Below are 24,278 nucleotides of genomic sequence, written 5' to 3' on the forward strand. Positions count from 1 at the left end.
CCCTGGAACTGCCGCAACTGCCGGCCCGCGACCAGGTGCGCCTGATCAACACCGTGCCCTCGGCCATCGCCGCGTTGCAGCGCAGCGGTGAAATCCCGGCCAGCGTGCGGATCATCAATCTGGCCGGTGAGCCGTTGAAGCAAAGCCTGGTGGATGCCTTGTACCTGGGTGGCATCGAGCATGTCTACGACCTCTACGGCCCGTCCGAAGACACCACCTATTCCACCTGGACCCGGCGCACCGCTGGCGGCACGGCGAACATCGGCCGACCCCTCGCGCACACCGCCAGCTACCTGCTGGACGCCGACCTGCAAGTCGTGCCCCAGGGCGTCTCGGCGGAGTTGTACCTGAGCGGCGCGGGGATCACCCGGGGCTACCTGGGGCGGGCCGCGCTGACGGCCGAGAAGTACGTGCCCAACCCGTTCACCACCACCGGCGAACGCTTGTACCGCACCGGCGACCTCTGCCGTTATCGCGCCGATGGCGTGCTCCAATACCAAGGCCGGATCGACCATCAGGTGAAGATCCGTGGCTTCCGCATCGAGCTGGGGGAAGTCGAGGCGCGGCTGCTGCAACAACCCCAGGTGCGTGACGTAGCGGTGCTGGCCCAGGACGCCCCGGGCGGCCAGCAACTGGTGGCCTACGTGGTCGCGCCAGCGCTCGACCGCGACGCCAGCGAGGATTCACGGCGCTTGCGCGAGCAACTCAAGGCCGGCCTCAAGGCGCATTTGCCCGACTACATGATCCCGGCCCACCTGCTGTTCCTCGACCAATTGCCGCTGACCCCCAACGGCAAGCTCGACCGCAAGGCGCTGCCGGCGCTGGACGCCGGTGTGTCCCAGGCCGGTTACGTCGCGCCGGCCAGCGAGCCGGAACGGCAGGTCGCGGCGATCTGGGCCGAGGTGCTCACGGTGGAACGCGTCGGCCGGGACGATCACTTCTTCGAGCTGGGCGGCCATTCGCTGCTGGCGGTCAATGCCGTCTCGCGCATGGCACTCGAACTGGGGCTGACGCTGACCCCGCAACTGATTTTCCAGCACCCCGTCCTCAAGGATTTTGTCGCGCAACTCGACACGTCGGACGGGCCAATCAATGAACAGAAACTGAACAAGCTGGAAGCCCTGCTTGATGAAATGGAGGAAGTCTGATGGACAAGAGTGTTGCTTTGAGGATTGCCAAGCGCTTTATCACTCTGCCGCTGGACAAACGCAGGCTGTACCTTGAGAAGATGCTCGAAGAGGGCGTCTCGCCGGCCAACCTGCCGATCCCCGAGGTGCGTTCCGGGTTCGAGCACATCGCGCTGTCCTACGCCCAGGAACGCCAATGGTTCCTCTGGCAGATGGACCCCCACAGCCCGGCGTACCACATTCCCAATGCCTTGCGCCTCAGGGGGCAGCTCGACGTGCCGGCCCTGGAGCGCAGCTTCAACGCCGTGATCAAGCGCCACGAAAGCCTGCGCACTACCTTCAGCGAACACGGCGAACAGGCCGTGCAGGTGATTCACCCGCACCTGCCGCTGCGCATCGCGGTCCACCCCCTGGCCGCCGGCGAGCCGGACAGCGAGGACGCACGCATCAAGGCGTTCGTCGAGGCTGAAACCGCGCGCCCCTTCGATTTGCGCCAGGGGCCGTTGCTGCGGGTTTCGCTGCTGGAAATCGCCGAGGATGACCACGTGCTGGTGCTGATCCAGCACCACATCATCGCCGATGGCTGGTCGATGCAGGTGCTGGTGGATGAACTGATGCGCCACTATGCCTGCCTGACGGCCGCCGACCCTGCCGGCGCAACGCTGGCGCTGCCGGAACTGAGCGTGCAATACGCCGACTATGCGATCTGGCAACGGCATTGGCTCGAAGCCGGTGAACGTGAACGGCAGCTGGCCTACTGGGTCCGGACCCTGGGCGGCGAACAGCCGGTACTCGAACTGCCCCTCGACCATCCGCGCCCGCCGGTACAAAGCTTTCGCGGCGCGCGCCTGGACCTGGCGCTGCCACCCGCCCTGGGAGCGGCACTCAAGCAATTGGCCCACCGCCAGGGGGCCAGCCTGTTCATGGTGTTGCTGGCTTCGTTCCAGGCGTTGCTGCACCGCTACAGCGGCCAGCCGCGGATCCGCGTCGGCGTGCCGGTGGCGAATCGCAACCGGGTCGAGACCGAAGGCCTGATCGGCTTTTTCGTCAACACCCAGGTACTCAGCGCCGACATCGATGGGCAGTTGCCGTTCGACCGCTTGCTCGACCAGGTCAAGCAAACGGCCCTGGCCGCCCAGGCGCATCAGGACTTGCCATTCGAGCAGTTGATCGAAGCCCTGCAACCGGAGCGCAGCCTGAGCCACAGCCCGATCTTCCAGGTCATGTTCAACCACCAGACCGCCAGCGCCGGAGCCGACCGGCAGCGCCAACTGCCGCGACTGAGCATCGAGGACCTGGTGTGGGAAGGGCGCACCGCCCAGTTCGACCTGACCCTGGGCACCTATGAAACCGAGCACGGCGTGGCCGCCGAACTGACCTACGCCACCGACCTGTTCGAGGCACGCACCATCGAGCGCCTGGCCGGGCATTGGCAGAACCTGCTGCAAGGCATCGTCGAGGCCCCTGGGCAACGCATTGGCGAGCTGCCGTTGCTCGATGCCGCCCAGCAGCGCCTGGCCCGGCAGGCCTGGTTCCGCGTGGTCGAGCCTGGCGCGGCTGCCACGTGCGTGCACCAGCGCATCGCCGCACAGGCCCGCAGCACGCCGGACGCCGTCGCCCTGATCGTCGAAGAGCAGGTCCTGACCTACGGGGAACTGGACGCGCGGGCCAACCAGCTCGCCCATCGCCTGGTTGCCTTGGGCGTGACACCTGACCAGCCGGTGGGCATTGCGGTGGAGCGCAGCGCCGAGATGATCATCGGCCTGCTGGCGATCCTCAAGGCCGGTGGTGCCTACGTGCCCCTGGACCCGGCGTACCCCGAAGACCGCCTGGCCTACATGATCGAGGACAGTGGCCTGCGGTTGCTGGTGACCCAGGCCCGCTTGCGCGGCGTGCTGCCGATTCCGGCCGGCCTGCCGACCTTGTTGCTCGACCAGCCCGACGCGGCGCTGCAGGACGCCCCGCGCACCTGCCCGGCGGTGGCGCTGGGCGCCGAGCACCTGGCCTACGTGATCTACACCTCCGGTTCCACCGGCAAGCCCAAGGGCGTGATGGTGCGCCATGGCGCGCTGGACAATTTCATCGGCAGCATGATCGCCCGGCCGGGCCTGGACGCCAGCGACCGCATGCTGTCGCTGACGACGTTTTCCTTCGACATCTTTGGCCTGGAGATCTATGGGCCGTTGTCCGCCGGTGCCTGCGTGGTGTTGACCGGGCAGAACGTTCACCAGGATCCGCAAGCGGTGCTGGCGCTGGTGGAGCGCCACGGGGTCAGCGTGCTGCAAGCCACGCCGTCGAGCTGGCGCATGTTGCTGGACCACGAGCACTCGGCGCGACTGGCCGGACGCACCTTCCTCTGCGGCGGCGAAGCCTTGCCCCTGGAACTGGCGCAACGGCTGCTGGCCCTGTCGCCGAACGTCTGGAACCTCTATGGCCCGACCGAGACCACCATCTGGTCGGCGTTGCACCCGCTGGGCCTGGAAAACAGCCGGCCGTTCCTCGGCACGCCGCTGGACAACACCGCGCTGTACGTCGTCGGCAGCGACCTGGCGCTCAACCCGCCCGGTGCCGCCGGCGAACTGTTGATCGGTGGCGACGGCCTGGCCCGTGGTTATTTCCAGCGTCCGGCCCTGACCGCCGAACGCTTCGTGCCGGACCCGTTCTCCGGCACCGGCGCGCGCCTGTACCGCACCGGCGACCTGACCCGCTACCGGGCCGAGGGCGTGGTCGAGTACATCGGTCGCATCGACCATCAGGTGAAGATCCGCGGTCTGCGGATCGAACTGGGGGAAATCGAGGCGGCGCTGCTGGCCCTCGCCCAGGTGCGTGAAACCGTGGTGGTGGCCCACGAAGGTGCGACCGGCGCGCGACTGGTGGGCTATGTGGTGCCCACCGAGCATCCGATGCCGGACGCGCAACACCCGCACGCGCTGCGCAACGACATCAAGGCCGCGCTGAAGGCGCAATTGCCGGAGTACATGGTCCCGGCGCACCTGGTGTTCCTCGCGCAGTTGCCGCTGACCCCCAACGGCAAGGTCGATCGCAAGGCGCTGCCGGCGCCGGAGGCCAGCCAGCCGCAGGGTGCCTACGCGGCACCACGCACCGCCACCCAGCACACGGTCGCCGGGATCTGGCAAGACGTGCTCAAGCTGGAACGCGTGGGCTTGGACGATCACTTCTTCGAACTCGGCGGCCACTCGTTGCTGGTTACCCAGGTGATGACCCGGGTGCGCCAGGCGCTGAAGGTCCAGGTGCCACTGCGCACCCTGTTCGAACACAGCGTGCTGGAGGACTTCGTCGCGGCCCTGGGCGTCGAGCAGGCTGATCGGGAACCGCCGTTGCTGGCATTGCCCCGAGCGCCGCTGATGCCGTTGTCGTACGCCCAGGAGCGCCAGTGGTTTCTCTGGCAACTGGCGCCTGACAGCACCGCCTATCACATCCCGGCGGCGTTGCGCCTGCGCGGGGCCCTGGATGTGCCGGCGCTGCGGCGCAGCTTCGATGCCCTGGTGGCCCGCCATGAATCCCTGCGCACGCGCTTCGTCGAGCAGGACGGGCAAGTGTGGCAAGCCATCGACCCGGCCGCCTCGCTGGACATCATCGTGCAAGCGCTGCCGGCCGACCTCGACGACACAGCCCTGGCGATGCGGGTGGCCGAAGAAACCCGCGGCCTGTTCGATTTGCACCAGGGCCCGCTGATGCGGATCAAGCTGATGCGCCTGGCGGCCGATGACCACGTGCTGGTGCTGACCCAGCACCACATCGTCTCCGATGGCTGGTCGATGCAGGTGATGGTCGACGAACTGATGGACACCTACGCTGCCTTCAGCACTGGCCAGGCACACGCCTGGGCCGCGCTGCCGGTGCAATACGCCGACTATGCCGCCTGGCAGCGGCAGTGGATGGACGCCGGTGAGCGCGATCGCCAGTTGAGCTACTGGACCCAGCGCCTGGGTGATCTTCCGCCGTTGCTGGAATTGCCCACCGACCGGCCTCGGCCGGCTGAACAAAGCCATCGCGGCGCGCGCCTGGAAATCCCCTTGGAGGCGTCCCTGGTCGCCGACCTCAAGCGCCTGGCCCAGCGGGAAAACGTCACCCTGTTCGTGCTGTTGCTGGCGGCGTTCCAGACCCTGTTGCATCGCTACAGCGGCCAGGCCGACATTCGCGTCGGCGTGCCGGTGGCCAACCGCAACCGGGTCGAGACCGAAGGGCTGATCGGCTTCTTCGTCAACACCCAGGTGCTCAAGGCCGACATCGACAGCCAGCAGAGCCTGCGCAGCCTGTTGCAGCAGGTGCGCGACAGCGTGCTCGGGGCCCAGGCCCACCAGGACCTGCCGTTCGAACAGTTGGTGGATGCCTTGCAACCGGAGCGCAGCCTCAGCCACGGCCCGCTGTTCCAAGTGATGCACAATCACCAGGCCCGTGCGCCGCGCGGGGCCGTGGCGCAATTGCCGGGCATCGATGTCCAGGCCCTGACCTGGGCCAGCGACACCGCCAAATTCGACCTGACCCTGGACACCTACGAGTCGACGGACCAGCTCTGGGCTGAACTGACCTACGCCACCGACCTGTTCGATGCTGCGACCGTCGAGCGCATGGGCCGGCACTGGACCCACCTGCTCCAGGCGCTGGTCGCCGACTGCGGGCAACGCATCAGCCAGGTGCCGCTGCTCGATGCCGCCGAACAGCAGGCCACGCTGCGCCGGTGGAACCCACGGCTGGCCGATTACCCGAGCCAGGCCTGCCTGCACCAGCGGATCGAAGCCCAGGCCTTGCGCGCCCCCGACGCCATCGCGCTGAGTCATCTGGATCGACATGTGAGCTACCAACAGCTCAACGCCCGGGCCAATCGCCTGGCCCATCGCTTGATCGAGGCCGGTGTCGGGCCGGACGTGCGCGTCGGGCTGGGCATGGAGCGCGGCGTGGAGCTGCTGGTGGGGCTGCTGGCCATTCTCAAGGCCGGTGGCGCCTATGTGCCGCTGGACCCGAGCTACCCCGAGGAACGCTTGGCCTACATGATCGCCGACAGCGGGATCGGGCTGCTGGTGACCCAGCGCCCGGTGCTCGCTCGCTTGCCAGTGCCGGACAGCGTGCGCTGCCTGCTGGTGGACGATGAACCGGGCGGCTACAGCGAGGCCAATCCAGGCGTCGCCATGTCCGCGGACAACCTCGCCTACGTGATCTACACCTCCGGTTCCACCGGGCAGCCGAAGGGCACGTTGCTCGCCCATCACAATGTGCTGCGCCTGTTCGAGGCCACTGCGCAATGGTTCGACTTCGGCGCCCACGACGTCTGGACGCTGTTCCATTCCTTTGCATTCGACTTCTCGGTCTGGGAGATCTTCGGCGCGCTGCTCCATGGCGGTCGGCTGGTGGTGGTGCCGTACGACACCAGCCGCTCGCCGGAAGACTTCCACGCCTTGCTCTGCCGCGAAAAAGTCACCGTGCTGAACCAGACGCCGTCGGCGTTCAAGCCGTTGATGCAAGTGGCTTGCGCGGCGGCCCCGGACGGGCCGGCCCTGGCGCTGCGGCAGGTGATCTTTGGCGGCGAGGCACTGGACGTCAAGCACCTGCGCCCCTGGTTCGAACGCTTCGGCGACCGCACGCCGCGACTGATCAACATGTATGGCATCACCGAGACCACGGTCCACGTGACCTACCGGCCGCTGGACGAGGCCGATTTGCAGAGCGAGGTCAGCAGTCCGATCGGCGAGCCGATTGGCGACCTGTCGTGGTACTTGCTCGACGGTGACTTGAACCCGGTCGCCGCCGGTTGCATCGGCGAGCTGTACATCGGCCGTGCCGGCCTGGCGCGGGGCTACCTGAACCGAGCCGACCTGACCGGCCTGCGCTTTGTCCCGGACCCGTTCGGCGAGGCCGGTGGCCGGCTGTATCGCACCGGCGACCTGGCGCGCTGCCGCGCCGATGGCGTGATCGAATACGTCGGGCGGATCGACCATCAGGTGAAGATCCGCGGGTTCCGCATCGAACTGGGGGAAATCGAAGCCCGGCTCCTGGCGCTGGCGTCGGTCCGCGCCGCGGCGGTGCTGGCGATACCCGGACTCAGCGGGCCGCAACTGGTGGCCTACCTGGTGCCGGTGGACGTCGACCTGCTGGGCGATCCAACGTTGCAGGGCCAGTGGCGCGATGCGGTGCGCAGCGAGCTTAGGGCGACCTTGCCCGAGCACATGCTGCCGGCGCACCTGTTGCTGCTGGAGCAGTTGCCGCTGACCGCCAACGGCAAGCTCAACCGCAACGCGCTGCCGGCCCCGGACAGCGGCGCCTTGACGCAGGCTTACCAAGCCCCGCAAAGCGAGCTGGAGCAGCGTCTGGCGAGCATCTGGCAGGATGTGTTGAAACGTCCGCAAGTGGGGCTGGACGACAACTTCTTCGAGCTCGGTGGCGACTCCATCATCTCGATCCAGGTGGTCAGCCGCGCCCGCCAGGCCGGTATTCGCCTGAGTCCCAAGGACCTGTTCCAGCACCAGACCGTCCAAAGCCTGGCGCGGGTGGCGACGCTGGAGGATGACCAGGCCCGGGTCGACCAGCGACCGGTCGAAGGGCCGGCCTTGATGCTGCCGATCCAGCGGCAGTTCTTTGAAGACGCGATCCCCACGCGCCACCACTGGAACCAGTCGGTGTTGCTCACGCCGCGCATTGCCCTGGACGCGGGCACGCTCGAACAGGTGCTGCGCGCATTGGTCAATCATCACGACGCCCTGCGCCTGGGCTTTACCCAGCAACCCTCCGGCTGGGTGGCGGCGTATCGACCTGTCGAGCAGCAAGCCGCCGACTGGCTGTGGCAGGCCGACCTGGCCGACAGCGCGGAGCTGGAAGCCCTGGGCAACCGTGCCCAACGCAGCCTGGACCTGCAAGACGGCCCGCTGTTGCGGGCCGTGCTGGCGAACCTCGCCGACGGCAGCCAGCGCCTGTTGCTGGTGATTCATCACCTGGTGGTGGACGGCGTGTCCTGGCGCATCCTGCTGGAAGACTTGCAGAACGCTTATCAACAGTTGCACCAAGGGCATGCCCTGAACCTGCCGGCCAAGACCAGCGCCTTCAAGGACTGGAGCGAGCGGCTGCAGGACTACGCCGCCAGCCCGGCGTTGCAGCAGGAGCGGGCGTATTGGCTGGACGCCCTGGAGGCTTGCGGCACCGACCTGCCATGCGAGCGCGCCGATGCCGGCCAGCAGAACCGTCTGCAAGCCACGGTCATGACCCGCCTCGATGCGAACCTGACCCGCCAGCTGCTGCAAGAAGCGCCAAGCGCCTATCGCACCCAGGTCAACGACCTGCTGCTGACCGCGCTGGCGCGGGTGATCGGGCGCTGGACCGGGCAGCCGTCGGTGCTGATCCAACTGGAGGGCCACGGTCGCGAAGCGCTGTTCGACGACGTCGACCTGACGCGCACCGTGGGCTGGTTCACCAGCCTGTTCCCGGTGCGCCTGACCCCGCTGCAAGGGCCGGGCGAATCGATCAAGCGGATCAAGGAGCAGTTGCGGGCGATCCCGAACAAGGGCATCGGCTTTGGCGTCTTGCGCCACTTCGGCGACGCCGCCACGCAGCGAGCCTTCGCCGACCTGCCCACGCCGCGTATCACCTTCAACTACCTGGGCCAGTTCGACGGCAGCTTCGAGGGCGATGACGCCGCGCTGTTCACCCCGGCCGGGGAAAACGCCGGCCTCGACCAGAGTGCCGAGGCACCGATGGGCAACTGGCTGACCCTCAACGGCCAGGTGTACGGCGGCGAACTGAGCGTCGCCTGGAATTTCAGCCGCGAGCGCTTCCACCCCGCGACCCTGGAGCGCCTGGCGGACGAATACGCCCAGGAGCTGGCGCTGTTGATCGGCCATTGTGTCGAGCCCGACAGTGTCGGCCTGACCCCTTCGGACTTCCCCCTGGCCGGCCTGACCCAGGCCCAGCTCGACGGGCTGCCGGTGCCGGCGCGGCAGATCGCCGACGTCTATCCGTTGTCGGCGATGCAGCAGGGCATGCTGTTCCACAGCCTCTATGAGCACGCGGCCGGCGACTACATCAACCAGGTGCGCCTGGACGTCGAGGGCCTCGACCCGCAGCGCTTCCAGCACGCCTGGCAGGCCGCCGTGGAGCGCCACGACATCCTGCGCACGAGTTTCGTCTGGCAAGGGCTGGCGCAGGCCGTGCAAGTGGTGCACAAGCAGCTCGCCATGCCCTTCACCGTGCTCGACTGGCGTGAGCGCAGCGACACCCGAGCCGGGCTCGATGCGCTGGCCGAGGCCGAGCAGGCCCGGGGTTTCGACCTGACCCAGGGGCCGCTGCTGCGCATGACGGTGGTGCGACTGGACGAGCGGCGTTGCCACCTGATCTACACCAACCACCACATCCTGATGGACGGTTGGAGCAACTCGCAGCTGCTGGGCGAAGTGCTGCAGCGCTACGCCGGCCAGCCGGTGCCGGCGATGGCGACGGCGGGGCGTTATCGCGACTATATCGATTGGTTGCAGCGCCAGGATCCACAGGCCAGCCAGGCCTGGTGGTCCGGCCAACTGGCCGACCTGCAAGAGCCGACGCGCTTGGCCCAGGCGATCCAGCGGCCCGCCGACGATCGGTCGCGCGGGGGCCACGGTGAGCACCAGCAATTGATCGACGCGGCGCAGACCCGCCGGCTGGGCGAGTTCGCCCGCCAGCAGAAAGTCACCCTCAACACCTTGGTCCAGGCCGCCTGGTTGCTATTGCTGCAACGCCTGACCGGCCAGCAGACCGTGGCGTTCGGCGCCACCGTCGCCGGCCGTCCGACCGAACTGGCCGGGGTCGAGCAGCAAATCGGCCTGTTCATCAACACCTTGCCGGTGATCGCCAGCCCGCTGCCGGCGCAGACCGTCGGCCAGTGGTTGCAGTGTGTCCAGGCGCAGAACCTGGCGCTGCGCGAGCACGAGCACACGCCGTTGTTCGATATCCAGCGCTGGGCCGGCCAGAACGGTGAAGCGCTGTTCGACAATATCCTGGTGTTCGAGAACTACCCGGTGTCCCAGGCGCTGGAGCAGGGCGCCCCCGGGCAACTGCGCTTCAGCCATATCCAGAATCATGAACAGACCAACTACCCGCTGACCGTGGTGGTCAACGCCGGTGAGACGCTGGCGTTGCAGTACAGCTATCGACGCGAGGCGTTTGCCGACGGTGCGGTCGAGCAGTTGAGCGGCCTGTTGGGCAACCTGCTGCGGCAGATGAGCCAGTCGGCGCAGACGACCCTGGGCGAGCTGGCGTTGCTGGATGCCGCGCAGGCACACGTGATCGAGCAGTGGAACGCCACCGCCGAACCGTTCGACCTGGAACAGGGCGTGCACCGCCTGATCGAAGCCCAGGCCCTGCGCACGCCAGATGCCGTGGCCCTGGTGTTCGCTGACCAGTCGTTGTCCTACCGCCAGCTCAACGAGCGGGCCAATCAACTGGCCCACGCCCTGATCGAGCGGCGGGTCGGGCCCGACATGCTGGTGGGCATCGCCATGGAGCGCAGCCTGGAAATGGTCATCGGCCTGCTGGCGATCCTCAAGGCCGGCGCTGCCTACGTGCCGCTGGACCCGGAATACCCGCGCGAACGCCTCGGCTACATGATCCAGGACAGCGGCATCGGCTGGCTGCTGACCCAGGCCCACCTGCTCGACGACTTGCCGCTGCCCCAAGGGTTGCCGAGCCTGTGCCTGACGCCAGCGGGGGAGGCCTTCGCCGCGTACCCGAGCGCGAACCCCCAGGTGCTCGGTCACCCGGACAACCTGGCCTACGTGATCTACACCTCCGGTTCCACCGGCCAGCCCAAGGGCGCCGGCAATGCCCATCGGGCGCTGGTCAATCGGTTGTCGTGGATGCAACAGGCCTACGGGTTGACGCCGGCGGACACGGTCTTGCAGAAGACCCCGTTCAGCTTCGACGTGTCGGTGTGGGAGTTCTTCTGGCCGCTGATGGTCGGTGCGCGACTGGTGGTCGCCGCGCCCGGGGATCATCGGGATCCGACCCGGTTGATCGCGCTGATCGAGCGCGAGCAGGTCAGCACGCTGCACTTCGTGCCGTCGATGCTCCAGGCGTTCCTTCAAGACGCCAACGTCCAGCGCTGCACCTGCCTGACGCGCATCGTCTGCAGCGGCGAGGCGCTGCCGGTGGAGGCGCAGGTGCAGGTGTTCGCCAAGCTGCCGGGCGCCGGGCTGTACAACCTGTACGGTCCGACCGAGGCGGCCATCGACGTCACCCACTGGACCTGCCGCGAGGAGGGCCGCGACAGCGTGCCCATCGGCCGGCCGATCGCCAACCTGTCGACCCACATCCTCGACAGTGGCCTGAACCCGTTGCCGGTCGGCGTGGCCGGTGAGTTGTACCTGGGCGGCGTCGGCCTGGCCCGGGGTTACCACCGCCGCCCGGGGCTGAGCGCCGAGCGTTTCGTCGCCAGCCCGTGGGGCGCCGGCCAGCGCCTGTACCGCACCGGGGATTTGGCGCGGTATCGCGCCGACGGAGTGATCGAGTACGTCGGCCGCATCGACCATCAGGTCAAGCTGCGCGGCCTGCGCATCGAGCTGGGGGAAATCGAGGCGCGCCTGATGGCCCATCCGGCGGTGCGCGAAGCGGTCGTCGTGGCCTGTGACGTGGCGGGCAGCCAGCAACTGGTGGCCTACCTGGTGGCGGTCGATCCGCACGAGCCGCAGCGCAATGGGCAACTCAACGGGCAACTCGACGCCTGGCTGGGCGAAAGCCTGCCGGACTACATGGTCCCGGCTCATCGCGTATGGCTGGCGCAAATGCCCCTGAGCCCCAACGGCAAGCTCGACCGCAAGCGCCTGCCGGCCCTGGAACTGGCCGCCGCCGAACACGTGGCGCCGGCCAACGCCCTAGAGCGCACGCTGGTGGAGATCTGGCAGGGCGTGCTGGGCGTCCAGGCCATTGGCACCACGGACAATTTCTTCAACCTCGGCGCCGACTCGATCATCTCGATCCAGGTGGTCAGCCGCGCCCGTGAACAGGGCATCGACCTGAGCCCGAAAGACATCTTCCAGTACCCCACCGTGCGCCAGCTGGCCGAGCGGGTCATGGCGGCCGGGCCGGCGACTGCACCGGCCAGCGCGCTGGTGGAGATGCCGCTGCACGGCCTGACGGCGCAGCAGGTGAGCCAACTGCCGCTGCCCCAAGGGCGACTGGACGGGCTGTACCGCCTGTCACCGATGCAGCAGGGCATGTTGTTCCTCGGCTTGAACGCGCCGGAGGCCGACCTGTACATCAACCAGTTGAGCATTGCGGTCCAGGGCCTCGACCCGGTGCGCTTCCAGGCCGCCTGGGAGGCGGCGAGCCGCCGCCACGACATCCTGCGCACCGGTTTTCTCTGGCAGGACATGGCCGAGCCGTTGCAGTTCGTCCTTGCCGAGGCGCCGTTGCCCATCAGCCTGCTGGACTGGCGCGGGCAAGACGTGTCGGCCCAAGCCCTGCAACAACTGGCCGACCGCGAACGGGCCAAGGGTTTCGACCTGGATCGCCCGCCATTGCAGCGCCTGTCGCTGGTGCGGATCGGCGCGGACAGCTATCAACTGATCTGGACCTATCACCACATCCTGATCGACGGCTGGAGCAGTTCGCAGTTGATCGGCGAGGTGTTGAGCCATTATTCGGGTCGCGCCGTGCCCGAGGCGGTGCCGTACCGCCGCTACATCAACTGGCTCGCCCAGCAGGATGCCGGCGCCGGGGAAAGCTTCTGGCGCCGGCACCTGGCCGACCTCGACGAGCCGACCTACCTGGCCGATGCCGTGCCGCGCCTGGTTGGGCAGGGCAGCGGGCATGAAGCACTCTACAGTCGCCTGGGCGCCGCCCGGACCGAACGGCTCCAGGCCTTCGCCAGGTCCCAGCAAGTCACCCTCAACACTCTGGTGCAAGGCGCCTGGCTGGTGCTGCTCAGTCGCTACAGCGGCCAGCGTTGCGTGGCGTTTGGCGCCACGGTGGCCGGTCGTCCCGCGAGCCTGCCGGCGTCGGAATCGATCCTGGGGCTGTTCATCAACACGCTGCCGGTGATCAAGGACGTGCGCGCCGAACAAGCGGTGGGGCCATGGTTGCGCGACTTGCAGGACTACAACCTGGACATGCGCGAGCGCGAATACACGCCACTGACCGACGTCCAGCGCTGGGCCGGGCGCGCCGGGCAGTCGCTGTTCGACAGCATCATCGTGTTCGAGAACCATCCCATCGACCAGGCGCTGCGGGAATGGCGCGATGACTCGCTGCGTTTTGGCGAAAGCAGCGCCGCCGGCCTGACCAACTTCCCGATGGATCTGATGGTCACCCTCGAAGACGGGCTGGTGATCGAATACATGTTCCTGCGCGAGCATTTCGACCGGGCCACCGTGGAAGGCATCCGCAGCAACCTGGAAGGGTTGCTGGCGGCGCTCTGCGAAGACCCCGCGCGGCCCCTGGGCGCTATCGGCCTGGTCACCGGCCAGGCACTGGCGGCACCGGCGGTCGAGCCGTTGCCTGCGCCGGTGCCGGTGCACGAGCGCATCGGCCAGTGGGCCGCTCGGGACAGTGAGCAGACGGCGGTCATCTTCGACGGCCAGCGATTCAGCTACGGCCAGATCGATGCCCGGGCCAATCGCCTGGCCCATGCCCTGGTCGCCGAAGGCGTCGGGCCCGAGGTGCGGGTGGGCGTCGCCTTGCCCCGTAGCGAGCAGATGATTGTCGCCCTGCTGGCGGTGCTCAAGGCGGGCGGTGCCTACGTGCCGCTGGACGCGAGCTATCCCCGGGAGCGCTTGAGCTACCTGATGGACGATTCGGGCATCGCCCTGTTGCTCAGCGATTCGTGCCTGGACGCGGTGCTGCCGACCCGGGCCAACCTCCATGTGCTGGCGCTGGATCGATTGGACCTGGATGCCCAGCCGAGCACCGCGCCCCAGGTGGCGGTGCAACCGGAGAACCTCGCCTACGTCATCTACACCTCCGGTTCCACCGGTTTGCCCAAGGGGGTGGGCGTGGCCCACGGCGCCCTGGCGATGCACTGCCAGGCCATCGGCCAGCGCTATGAAATGAGCGCGGCCGATTGCGAGTTGCACTTCATGTCGTTCGCCTTCGACGGCGCCCACGAGCGCTGGCTGACGCCGTTGACCCACGGCGCACGGCTGTTGATTCGCGACGACAGCCTGTGGACCGCCGAGCAAACCTTCAACGCCCTGCATGAACACGGCGTGACGGTGGCCGCGTTCCCGCCGGTGTACTTGCAGCAACTGGCCGAGCACGCCGAGCAACAGGGCAACCCACCGCCGGTGCGGGTCTATTGCTTCGGCGGGGATGCCGTGCCGGTGGCGAGTTTCGAGCTGGCCCGGCGCGCGCTCAAGCCGCGCTACATCATCAACGGCTACGGCCCGACCGAAACGGTGGTCACGCCGCTGATCTGGAAGGCCGGTGCCAAGCAGGCGTGCGGCGCGGCGTATGCCCCCATCGGCACACTCGTGGGGCAGCGTCGCGGCTACGTGCTGGATCGTGACCTCAACCCCTTGCCGGTCGGGGTGGCGGGCGAGTTGTACCTTGGCGGGGCGCTGGCCCGGGGTTACCTGGGGCGCGCCGGCGGCACGGCCGAGCGCTTCGTCGCCGACCCGTTCAGCGCCGACGGTGCTCGCCTGTACCGCACGGGCGACCTGGTGCGGCAGCGCGAGGATGGCACCCTCGATTACCTGGGCCGTATCGACCAGCAGGTGAAAATCCGAGGGTTCCGCATCGAGCCGGGGGAAATCGAGGCCCGCCTCAAGCAACTGCCGGGTGTCCGTGACGCGGCGGTGGTGGCGCGCGATGGCGCCAGCGGCAAGCAATTGATCGGCTATGTGCTGCCTGGCGCGACTATGCCGGACACCGGCTGCGAGGGCTTGCGCGAGCAACTCAAGGCGAGCCTGCCGGACTACATGGTGCCGGCCCACCTGATGCTGCTCGACCGCCTGCCACTGACCCCCAACGGCAAGCTCGACCGCAAGGCGCTGCCAGACCCGGGCGCCGAACAATCGCGCCAGGGCTACGTCGCACCGGACAGCGAGCTTGAAAAAGCCTTGGTGGACATCTGGCAGGAGGTGCTGAAGGTCGAGCGTGTGGGGGTGACCGATCACTTCTTCGAACTGGGCGGCGACTCGATCCTCAGCCTGCAAGTGGTGGCGCGCAGCCGGGGGCTCAAGGCCCAAGGGTTGAACCTGAAACTGCGCGACCTGATGCAGAAGCCGACCATCGCCCAATTGGTGGCAGGCCTGCAGGGCGGGGTGTCGTCGCCGTCCACGGTGTTGGCGATGAACGCCGAGGTGCGGGGCACGGCGCCGCTGTTCTGCATCCATGCCGGGTTCGGCACGGTGTTCGACTATGAGCCGCTGGCCCGGCGCTTGAGCGGTGTGCGCCAGGTACTGGCGGTGCAGTCGGCGATGCTGCTGGACCCGGCGTGGCGCGATGCGTCGCTGCCGGCGATGGCCAACGCCTACGTGGCCCAGATCCGCGCGCGGCAGCCCCAGGGGCCGTATTCGCTGCTGGGCTGGTCCCTGGGCGGCACCCTGGCGCTGCTGATGGCCGCGCAGTTGGAGCGGGAAGGGCAGCAGGTCGAGTTTGTCGGCCTGGTCGACAGCTTCGTGCCCTCGGCCGCAGCGGACCGCGATGCCGTGGATGACTGGCGCGCCGACCTGCGGGACTTCGTGCGGGTGACATTGCCCGACGCCCGCTTGCCGGAGCCGGTCGCGGGCGAGGAGACGGCGGCGAATCTGCGCAGCTTGCTGGCGGCAGCGATGACCGGCGATGGCGTTGGCTCCGCCTACCTGGCCTTGGGCGTCGATGAGCTGGCCCATGTCTTCAGCGTCGCCCGACGTCTCAAGCATTTGTCGCTGCAACTGGATCGTTGCCCGCCGGTGGCGGTGGAACCGACCTGCTGGTGGACGCCGGGGCGCGAAGCCGAAGGGCTGGCGCTGGCGGCGCAACTGGGGCAGCCGGTGGAGGGGGAGCGGATCGATTGCGGTCACTTCCAGATTCCCCGGGATGAACGGTTCCTCGCCAGGGCTGAAGAAATCCTTGCCCAGCTCGTTGAATCAGAAGTCTTGTCCTGAACCTGTCGCCGGTCGGGCGTGGTGCCCGGCCGGCGTGGAGAGTGTGCCCCATGTCGTTGAACCCTGATATCGCTGCATTCCTGGAACTGGTCGGCCATGGTCGCGCCAGCGGAAAACAGGTGCCCATGCACCAGATGAGCCCGGACCAGGCCCGAGAACAATTCGACCAGTCGTCGCGGTTGATGGACGCCGGTGGCGAGGCGCTGGAGGTCGTCGAGCCCGTGCAGGTCCCGACCCGCGACGGCGCCCGGCTGGCGGCCCGGCTGTACAGCGATCGACCGCTGGGGCCGGGGCCGGCCCGACCGGCGCTGCTGTATTTCCACGGCGGCGGCTATGTGGTGGGGAGTCTCGACTCCCATGATTCGCTGTGCCGCAACCTGGCGGCGATGGCCGACTGCGTAGTGGTGTCGGTGGCCTATCGGCGGGCGCCGGAGTTTCGTTTTCCCACCGCTGTCGAGGATGCCCTGGACGCCTGGACGTGGCTGGTGGCCGAGTCAGGCAGGCTCGGCATCGATCCCCGGCGCCTGGCCGTGGGCGGCGACAGCGTCGGCGGCAGCCTGGCCACGGTGCTGGCGGCGCAACCGTTGGCGAATGCGCCGCTGTTGCAGGTGCTGATCTATCCGGTGACGGATGCCAGTCGCGGCAGGCCGTCCATCGAACGCTACGGCGAGGGGCATCTGCTGGAAAAGGCCTCGCTGGAATGGTTCTACAGCCATTACCAGCGCACCCCCGGCGACCGCCACGACCCGCGCTTCTCGCCGCTGCTGGGCGACCTCCCGGCCGACCTGCCGCCGGTGCTGTTGATCCTCGCCGAATGCGATCCGCTGCATGACGAAGGTGTGGCGTATGCGCAGCATCTGCAACAGGCCGGGGTGGCGGTTGAACTCAAGGTGTATGCCGGCATGACCCATGACTTTCTGCGCATGGGCGCCATCGTCGACGACGCCGAAGCAGCCCAGCAACACATCGCCCAGCGATTGAGGGCGGTGTTCGCCCCCTGACCAGACGCCCCGGCATCCAGTGTGGGAGCGAGCCTGCTCGCGAAGGCGGCGATACAGTCGACATCACGGGTTCAGGCACACCGCTATCGCGAGCAGGCTCGCTCCCACAAGGGGATCTGGTGTGGCCCGGGAAATTGTGTCCTGGCCAGATCCCCTGTGGGAGCGAGCTTGCTCGCGAAGGCGGCGGCACAGTCGACATCACTGGATCAGGGGGCACGAACCCTCGGCCACCCCCAGGTCCCCCTGGGGGGCAGCCTGGAGGGGTCAGAGCACCGAGGCGGTCTGGGGCAGTTTTGGTTGGCGGTACAGGTCCAGCAGGACCTGGTCCAGGACGGACGAAGCGCCCCAGGGTTTCGGGTCGTTGAGGATGGCCACCACGGCCCAGGTGTTGCCATTGACGTCGCGGCTGAAGCCGGCGATGGCGCGGACGGTGTTCAGGGTGCCGGTCTTGATGTGGGCTTCGCCGGCCATGGCGGTGGTCTTGAGGCGCTTGCGCATGGTGCCGTCGGTGCCGGCAATCGGCATCGAGCTGATGTACTCGGCGGCATATGGGCTGCGCCAGGCGGCCTGCAGCATCGCCGCCATCTCCCGGGCGCTGACCCGTTCGGCGCGGGACAGGCCGGAGCCGTTCTCCATCACCAGGTGCGGCGCGGTGATCCCTTTCTTGGCCAGCCACTGGCGCACGACCCGCTGCGCGGCCTTGGCGTCGTCACCGTCGGCTTCGTTGCGAAACTGTGCGCCCAGGCTCAGGAACAGCTGCTGGGCCATGGTGTTGTTACTGTATTTGTTGATGTCACGGATGATCTCCGCGAGGTCCGGCGAAAATGCCCGGGCCAGCAGCTTGGCGCTGCTCGGGGTCGCGGCGAGGCGATCCTTGCCCTGGATGCTGCCGCCCAGTTCCTTCCAGATGGCTCGCACGGCGCCGGCGGTGTAGGTGGCGTGGTCCAGCAGCGACAGGTAGGTCTGGGAACTGCACCCCTCGCCGAGCTGGCCGCCGACGGTCACGGTCACGCTGCCGTCCGCCTGGGGCACCGGGTTGTAGCGCACGCCGCCGGTGCATTGCTTGCCGTTGATCGCCTTGACCTGGTTGTCGATGCGAATGCTGGCGATCGGCGGTTCTACCGAGACCAGCACCCGGCCGGCGTCATTGCGGGCGACGAAACGCAACGCCTTGAGGTTGACCAGCAGGGCGTCGGGCTTGACCAGGAACGGCTTGTTCTCGTCGTTGCCGTCGTCGTTGAACTCGGGCAACTGCGGCTGGATGAAGAAGCCGCGGTCCAGCACCAGGTCGCCGGTGACCTGTTGCACGCCATTGGCCCGCAGGTCGCGCATCAGCAGCCAGAGCTTTTCCATGTTCAGCTTGGGGTCACCGCCGCCCTTGAGGTACAGGTTGCCGTTGAGGATCCCGCCGTTGAGGGTGCCATCGGTGTAGAACTCGGTTTTCCACTGGTGATTGGGGCCGAGCATCTCCAGGGCCGCGTAGGTGGTCACCAGTTTCATGGTGGACGCCGGGTTGACCGAGACGTCGGCGTTGTACACGGTCGGGGTGCCGGGGCCGTTGAGCGGCAGCATCACCAGGGACAAGGCATTGTCTTGCAGTTTGCTGGTCTTGAGGGCCTTCTGCACGTTGGGCGACAAGGCGGTGTTGATCGTGGCGGCGCTGGTGGAAGCGGGGAGGGCCAGGGGAAGAAGAAGGCTGGCCAGAAGCAGTGGACGCAAAGATTTGATCATTGAAATAAAACCCTACAGGCGAGGGGGAAAAGACGAGGGCATGAAAATGAACGCCCTCAACGGTCATGAAAGTGTCGGCATTATGCCCCAAGCCGCAGCGACTTGGCCCGTACCCGAGCCCTTCGACACGCTATTTTTTTCCGATGGTCGACCCATACGCCCGAACAGTCGGGCAATTGCCGCACCAAGCTGGTAAAGTGCCGGCCGTTATTACTTATGAGGATTGTTCCAATGGCGACTAACCGTTCCCGGCGTCTGCGCAAAAAGCTGTGCGTGGATGAATTTCAAGAGCTGGGTTTCGAATTGAACCTGGATTTCAAGGACGATCTGGCCGACGAAGCCATCGACACTTTCCTCGACGACTTCCTCAAGCAAGCCATGGAAGCCAATGGCCTGGGCTATGTCGGCGGTGACGACTACGGCCTGGTTTGCCTGCAGAAGCGTGGCTCGGTTTCCGAAGAGCAGCGTGCGGCCGTCGAGGCCTGGCTCAAGGCCCGTCCTGAGCTGACCAGCGTCGAAGTCAGCCCGCTGATGGACGTGTGGTACCCGGAAAAGCCGATCAACGCCAAGGCGTGATGATCCAAGCCGGCAGCCCCTGGGGGCGCCGGCTTTTTTGTGCCTGGCGGTTGGGTTTCCGGTGGCCTTCAGGCCGTTATCGCGAGCAGGCTCGCTCCCACAAGGGGAGATGAATCGCATCCTTCTACTGTGGGAGCGAGCTTGCTCGCGATGCTTTTCAAAGCGTTCAAGCGTTGCGCCAGTTCAGGACCAGCAAGGTCAGCACCCCCGCCACGATCCCCCAGAACGCCGAACCGATGGAGAACAGCGTCATCCCCGACGCCGTGACCATGAAGGTGATCAGCGCCGCTTCTCGTTCCTTCACTTCGCTCATGGCGATACTCAAGCCATTGATGATCGAGCCGAACAGCGCCAGGGCCGCGATGGACAGCACCAGTTCCTTGGGCAGCGCCGCGAACAACGCCGCCAGCGTGGCGCCGAACACCCCGGCGATGCCGTAGAAGATCCCGCACCAGACGGCGGCGGTGTAGCGCTTGTTGCGATCCTCGTGGGCGTGGGGGCCGGTGCAGATGGCGGCGCTGATGGCCGCCAGGTTGATGCCATGGGAGCCGAACGGCGCCAGCAGCAATGAGGCGATGCCGGTGCTGGTGATCAGCGGCGAGGCGGGGACGGTGTAGCCGTCGGCCCGCAACACGGCGATGCCGGGCATGTTCTGCGAGGTCATCGCCACGACGAACAGCGGGATGCCGATGCTGATGGTGGCGGCCAGGGAAAAGTGCGGCGTGGTCCAGACCGGCGTGGCGACTTCCAGGGCAAACCCGCTGAAGTCCAAGAGCCCGAGCAGGCCGGACAGCGCCGTGCCCACCAGCAGCGCCGCCAGCACCGCGTAGCGTGGCGACAGGCGCTTGACGATCAGGTAAGTGAAAAACATCCCCAGTACCAGGCCGGTGCGATGCTGGGTGGCGACGAAGATTTCGCTGCCGATCTTGAACAGGATGCCCGCCAGCAACGCCGCCGCCAGCGACGCCGGGATGCGCTTGACCAGGCGCTCGAAACTGCCGGTCAGGCCGCAGATCGTCACCAGCACCGCGCAGGTGATGTAGGCGCCGATGGCCTCGCCATAGCTCACGCCACCCAGGCTGGTGATCAACAGTGCCGCGCCGGGTGTCGACCAGGCGATGGTGATCGGCGTGCGGTAGCGCAGCGACAAGCCGATGGAGCACACGGCCATGCCGATGGAAATCGCCCAGATCCACGATGAAATCTGCCCGCTGGTCAGCCCCGCTGCCTGCCCGGCCTGGAACATCAGCACCAGGGAGCTGGTGTAGCCGGTCATCATCGCGATGAACCCGGCGACGATGGCCGAAGGCGAGGTGTCGGCGAGCGGACGAAGTGGCGTGGTCGTGACTTCGGTCATGGTGGGCGGCGGTCCTTGTTATAGATTGACTGGGCTGGGCGGCGCCACAGGTGTTCGGTTTAAAGCCTAAACTCAACGCGCTGGCCGATTGCAATACAGCCATGCCCGCAAACAGCCGTACAGTCGTGTTGCCATCAGAGGTTGTGTACAATCGAGGTGTTTTTTACGCGATACTTGCCAGCGACCTGCTGTGCCGTATTACAGTCACGGTCAATTCGCCGCAGTTTTCCCGACTCGAGTGCCCATGAACGAACAGTTGCAGCCCCTCAAGAAACAACCGCGAGCCGGTAAAGCCGGTCGCAGCGGTACCCAGGACGATATCGTCTATGCGCATATCTTCGAGGCCATTCTCGAACAGCGCCTGGCGCCCGGCACGAAGTTGAGCGAAGAGGCACTGGGGGAGATTTTCGGGGTCAGCCGCACGATCATTCGTCGGGCGCTGTCACGCCTGGCCCATGAAGGGGTGGTGCTGCTGCGGCCCAATCGCGGCGCCGTGGTCGCCAGCCCGAGTGTCGAGGAGGCGCGCCAGGTGTTCATGGCCCGGCGCTTGGTGGAGCGGGCCATCACCGAGCTGGCGGTGCAACACGCCACCGCCGAGCAGTTGGCCGAGCTGCGGCAGATGGTCAACGACGAGCGCGACAGCTTCTCCCGTGGCGACCGTGGCGCCGGCATCCGCCTGTCGGGCGAATTCCACCTCAAGCTGGCCGAAGCGGCGAAGAATGCGCCGCTGATCAGTTTCCAGCGCAGCCTGGTGTCCCAGACCTCGCTGATCATCGCCCAGTACGAAAGCGGCAACCGTTCCCACTGTTCCTATGATGAACACACCCAGTTGATCGACGCCATCGAGGCGCGCGACGCGACGCTGGCGGTGGACCTGATGATGCACCACATGGACCACATCGACAGCAAGCTCAACCTCGACGAGGAAAGTGCCTCGGATGATCTGCATGCGGTGTTCTCGCATTTGCTGCAGAGCAAGAAGCCGGGGCGGTCGACGGCCAAGCTGTGAGGGGTTGAATCAGTCATACCGCTAATCGCGAGCAAGCTCGCTCCCACAGGGGCTATGTGAACGACACACATCCACTGTGGGAGCGAGCTTGCTCGCGATAGCGATTCAACAGCCAATAAGCCTCTAGCGCTGATGCACCAACCGGCCAGCCGCATACGTCTGCGCCACCGTCCGGTCATCCCCCAGGGTCATCAGCACGAACAACCGCTCGGCAATGTCCTTGGCCTGCTTGAGACGATAGCCCAGCAGCGGCGTCGCGTTGTAGTCGAGCACCAGGAAATCCGCGTCGGTGCCCGGTTGCAAAGTCCCGATCCTGTCCTCCAGGCGCAGGGCCCTGGCGCCGCCGAGCGTGGCCAGGTACAGCGACTTGAACGGGCTCAAGCGGGCGCCCTGCAACTGCATCACCTTGTACGCTTCATTCAGCGTCTGCAGCAGTGAAAAACTGGTGCCTCCCCCTACGTCCGTGCCCAGGCCGACGTTCACCTTGTGCTTCTCGGCCATGGGCAGGTTGAACAGGCCGCTGCCCAGGAAGAAGTTCGAGGTCGGGCAGAAGGCGATGGCCGAGCCGGTTTCGGCCAGTCGCGCGCATTCGTCATCGCACAAATGCACGCCATGGGCGAACACCGAGCGCTCGCCGAGCAGTTGGTAGTGGTCGTAGACGTCCAGGTAACCCTTGCGCTCGGGAAACAGCTCCTTGACCCACTGCACTTCCTGCAGGTTTTCACTGATGTGGGTCTGCATGTACAAATCCGGGTATTCGCCCAGCAACTGGCCGGCCAGGGTCAATTGTTCCGGGGTGCTGGTGGGGGCGAAGCGGGGCGTCACGGCGTAATGCAGGCGGCCCTTGCCGTGCCAGCGCTCGATCAGCGCCTTGCTCTGGGTGTAGCTGGATTCGGCGGTGTCGACCAGGTAGTCCGGGGCATTGCGGTCCATCATCACTTTGCCGGCGATCATCCGCAGGTCGAGCTGCTCGGCCACTTCGAAAAATGAATTCACCGATTGCGGGTGCACACTGCCGAACACCAGCGCCGTGGTGGTGCCATTGCGCAGCAGTTCCTTGACGAAAATATCGGCCACCTTATCGGCGTGGGCCTTGTCGGCGAACTGGCTTTCGCAAGGGAACGTATAGGTATTGAGCCAATCCAGCAGTTGCTCGCCGTAGGCCCCCACCATGCCGGTCTGCGGCAGATGGATGTGCGTATCGATGAAGCCCGGGGTGATCAGGGCGTCCGGGAAATGGTTGATGTCGATGTCCGCCGCCAGGGTCGGCAGCAGGTCGCTGGCGTGGCCGATGGCGCTGATCTGGCCGTTTTCCACCACCAGCAAGCCGTCCTCGAAGTATTCATAGGAGGCCTCGATGCCGACTTCGGCGGGGTCGGCGAGGCTGTGGAGCAGGGCGGAGCGGTAGGCTTTGCGTGTCAGGGGCATGGGGGTTCTCAACGAGGGTTCAACGGTTCGCCTGGCTGCGGCGCGAGGCCGGCAGCAGCTTGGCAATCGGTTCGGCGCGGGCGGTGTGCTGGCCGAAGTCGGCGTTATAGGTGGCGATGATTTCGCCGGCGATGGAGATGGCGATTTCCACAGGCAACTTGCCTTTGACCTCACCAATGCCCATCGGGCAACGCAGGCGTTGCAAGGTGGCGCTGTCGAAGCCGCGATCGCGCAGGCGATGTTCGAACTTGACCCGCTTGGTCTTCGAACCGATCAGGCCGAAGTAGGCGAAGTCGTTGCGCTTGAGGATCGCGGCGCTCAATTCCAGGTCGAGCTGGTGGTTGTGGGTCATGACGATGCAATAACTGTCGGCGGGCAGCTCGTCGACTTCATCCAGCGGCTCGTCGGTGACGATCTTGCGCACGCCGTGGGGCAGGTGCTCGGGAAACTCGGCTTCCCGCGAGTCGATCCAGTGGACCTTGCAGGGCAGGCTCGCCAGCAACGGCACCAGGGCGCGGCCGACATGGCCGGCGCCGAACACGGCAATCTGCGCCTGCACCTGGCCCATGGGTTCGAACAGCAACACCGTCACGCCGCCGCAGCACTGGCCGAGGCTGGCGCCGAGGCTGAAGCGCTCCAGGTGGGTGGCCTGCTGGCCGCTGGCAAGCATCTGCCGGGCGATCTCCATGGCCTTGTATTCCAGGTGCCCACCGCCGATGGTGTCGAACGTCTGGCTGGCACTGATGACCATCTTCGAACCGGCGTTGCGCGGGGTGGAGCCCAGCTCTTCGATGATCGTTACCAGCACGCAGGGTTCGCCGCGGGTTTGCAGGTCGGCGAGGGCGCTGATCCAGTTGTACATATTTCACCTCAACATTTCTGTTGTCTGTTCGGGCCTCATCGCGAGCAAGCTCAGCTCCCACAGGGATCTTGTTAACCCTGAGATCCCTTGTGGGAGCCGAGCTTGCTCGCGATAGCCGCGCCGCG

General features: G+C 66.7%; 9 protein-coding genes. 5 read left to right on the top strand and 4 right to left on the bottom strand.

Annotated features, from left to right (window positions below; all coding sequences use genetic code 11):
- The 3 genes from Q6A48_RS21140 to Q6A48_RS21150 all read left to right on the top strand — a co-directional run.
- A partial coding sequence (locus Q6A48_RS21140; RefSeq protein WP_304556178.1) for an AMP-binding protein occupies positions 1-1,148 on the top strand: 1,148 nt, incomplete at its 5' end.
- Positions 1,148-16,189 carry a non-ribosomal peptide synthase/polyketide synthase gene (locus Q6A48_RS21145; RefSeq protein WP_304556179.1) on the top strand — a complete coding sequence of 5,014 codons (15,042 nt, stop codon included), beginning with the start codon at positions 1,148-1,150 and terminating at the stop codon, positions 16,187-16,189. The genes Q6A48_RS21140 and Q6A48_RS21145, both read left to right, overlap by 1 nt.
- A gap of 50 nt (positions 16,190-16,239) precedes the next feature.
- On the top strand, positions 16,240-17,190 hold the full coding sequence (locus Q6A48_RS21150; RefSeq protein ID WP_304556180.1) for an alpha/beta hydrolase: 951 nt from the start codon (positions 16,240-16,242) through the stop codon (positions 17,188-17,190).
- Positions 17,191-17,454: 264 nt separating this feature from the next.
- Here Q6A48_RS21150 and dacB read toward each other — a convergent pair whose 3' ends face one another.
- A complete protein-coding gene (dacB, locus tag Q6A48_RS21155; protein WP_304556181.1) occupies positions 17,455-18,921 on the bottom strand; it encodes a D-alanyl-D-alanine carboxypeptidase/D-alanyl-D-alanine endopeptidase in 1,467 nt (488 codons plus the stop codon).
- A 231-nt stretch (positions 18,922-19,152) separates the two neighbouring features.
- Here dacB and Q6A48_RS21160 point away from each other — a divergent pair, with 231 nt between their 5' ends.
- On the top strand, positions 19,153-19,497 hold the full coding sequence (locus tag Q6A48_RS21160) for a YggL family protein (RefSeq protein ID WP_304556182.1): 345 nt from the start codon (positions 19,153-19,155) through the stop codon (positions 19,495-19,497).
- Positions 19,498-19,663: 166 nt separating this feature from the next.
- On the opposite strand, the gene Q6A48_RS21165 is transcribed toward Q6A48_RS21160, so the two are convergent.
- Positions 19,664-20,854 (bottom strand): benzoate/H(+) symporter BenE family transporter, encoded by a 1,191-nt coding sequence (locus Q6A48_RS21165; protein ID WP_304556183.1) that lies wholly within the window; start codon positions 20,852-20,854, stop codon positions 19,664-19,666.
- A 244-nt stretch (positions 20,855-21,098) separates the two neighbouring features.
- Between Q6A48_RS21165 and Q6A48_RS21170 the strand changes: the two genes are divergently transcribed.
- Positions 21,099-21,863 carry a GntR family transcriptional regulator gene (locus tag Q6A48_RS21170; protein ID WP_042728046.1) on the top strand — a complete coding sequence of 255 codons (765 nt, stop codon included), beginning with the start codon at positions 21,099-21,101 and terminating at the stop codon, positions 21,861-21,863.
- A gap of 123 nt (positions 21,864-21,986) precedes the next feature.
- On the opposite strand, the gene guaD is transcribed toward Q6A48_RS21170, so the two are convergent.
- Positions 21,987-23,291: a guanine deaminase gene (gene guaD, locus Q6A48_RS21175; RefSeq protein ID WP_304556184.1), complete on the bottom strand. Its 1,305-nt coding sequence runs from the start codon at positions 23,289-23,291 to the stop codon at positions 21,987-21,989.
- Positions 23,292-23,310: 19 nt separating this feature from the next.
- The gene (gene xdhC / locus Q6A48_RS21180; protein WP_304556185.1) at positions 23,311-24,153 is read right to left on the bottom strand and encodes a xanthine dehydrogenase accessory protein XdhC; all 843 of its coding nucleotides are present in this window, start codon (positions 24,151-24,153) and stop codon (positions 23,311-23,313) included.
- Positions 24,154-24,278 lie beyond the last annotated feature (125 nt).

The sequence above is a fragment of the Pseudomonas citrullilanati genome (genome assembly GCF_030580855.1).
In the GTDB taxonomy this organism is placed as follows: Bacteria; Pseudomonadota; Gammaproteobacteria; order Pseudomonadales; family Pseudomonadaceae; genus Aquipseudomonas; species Aquipseudomonas citrulli.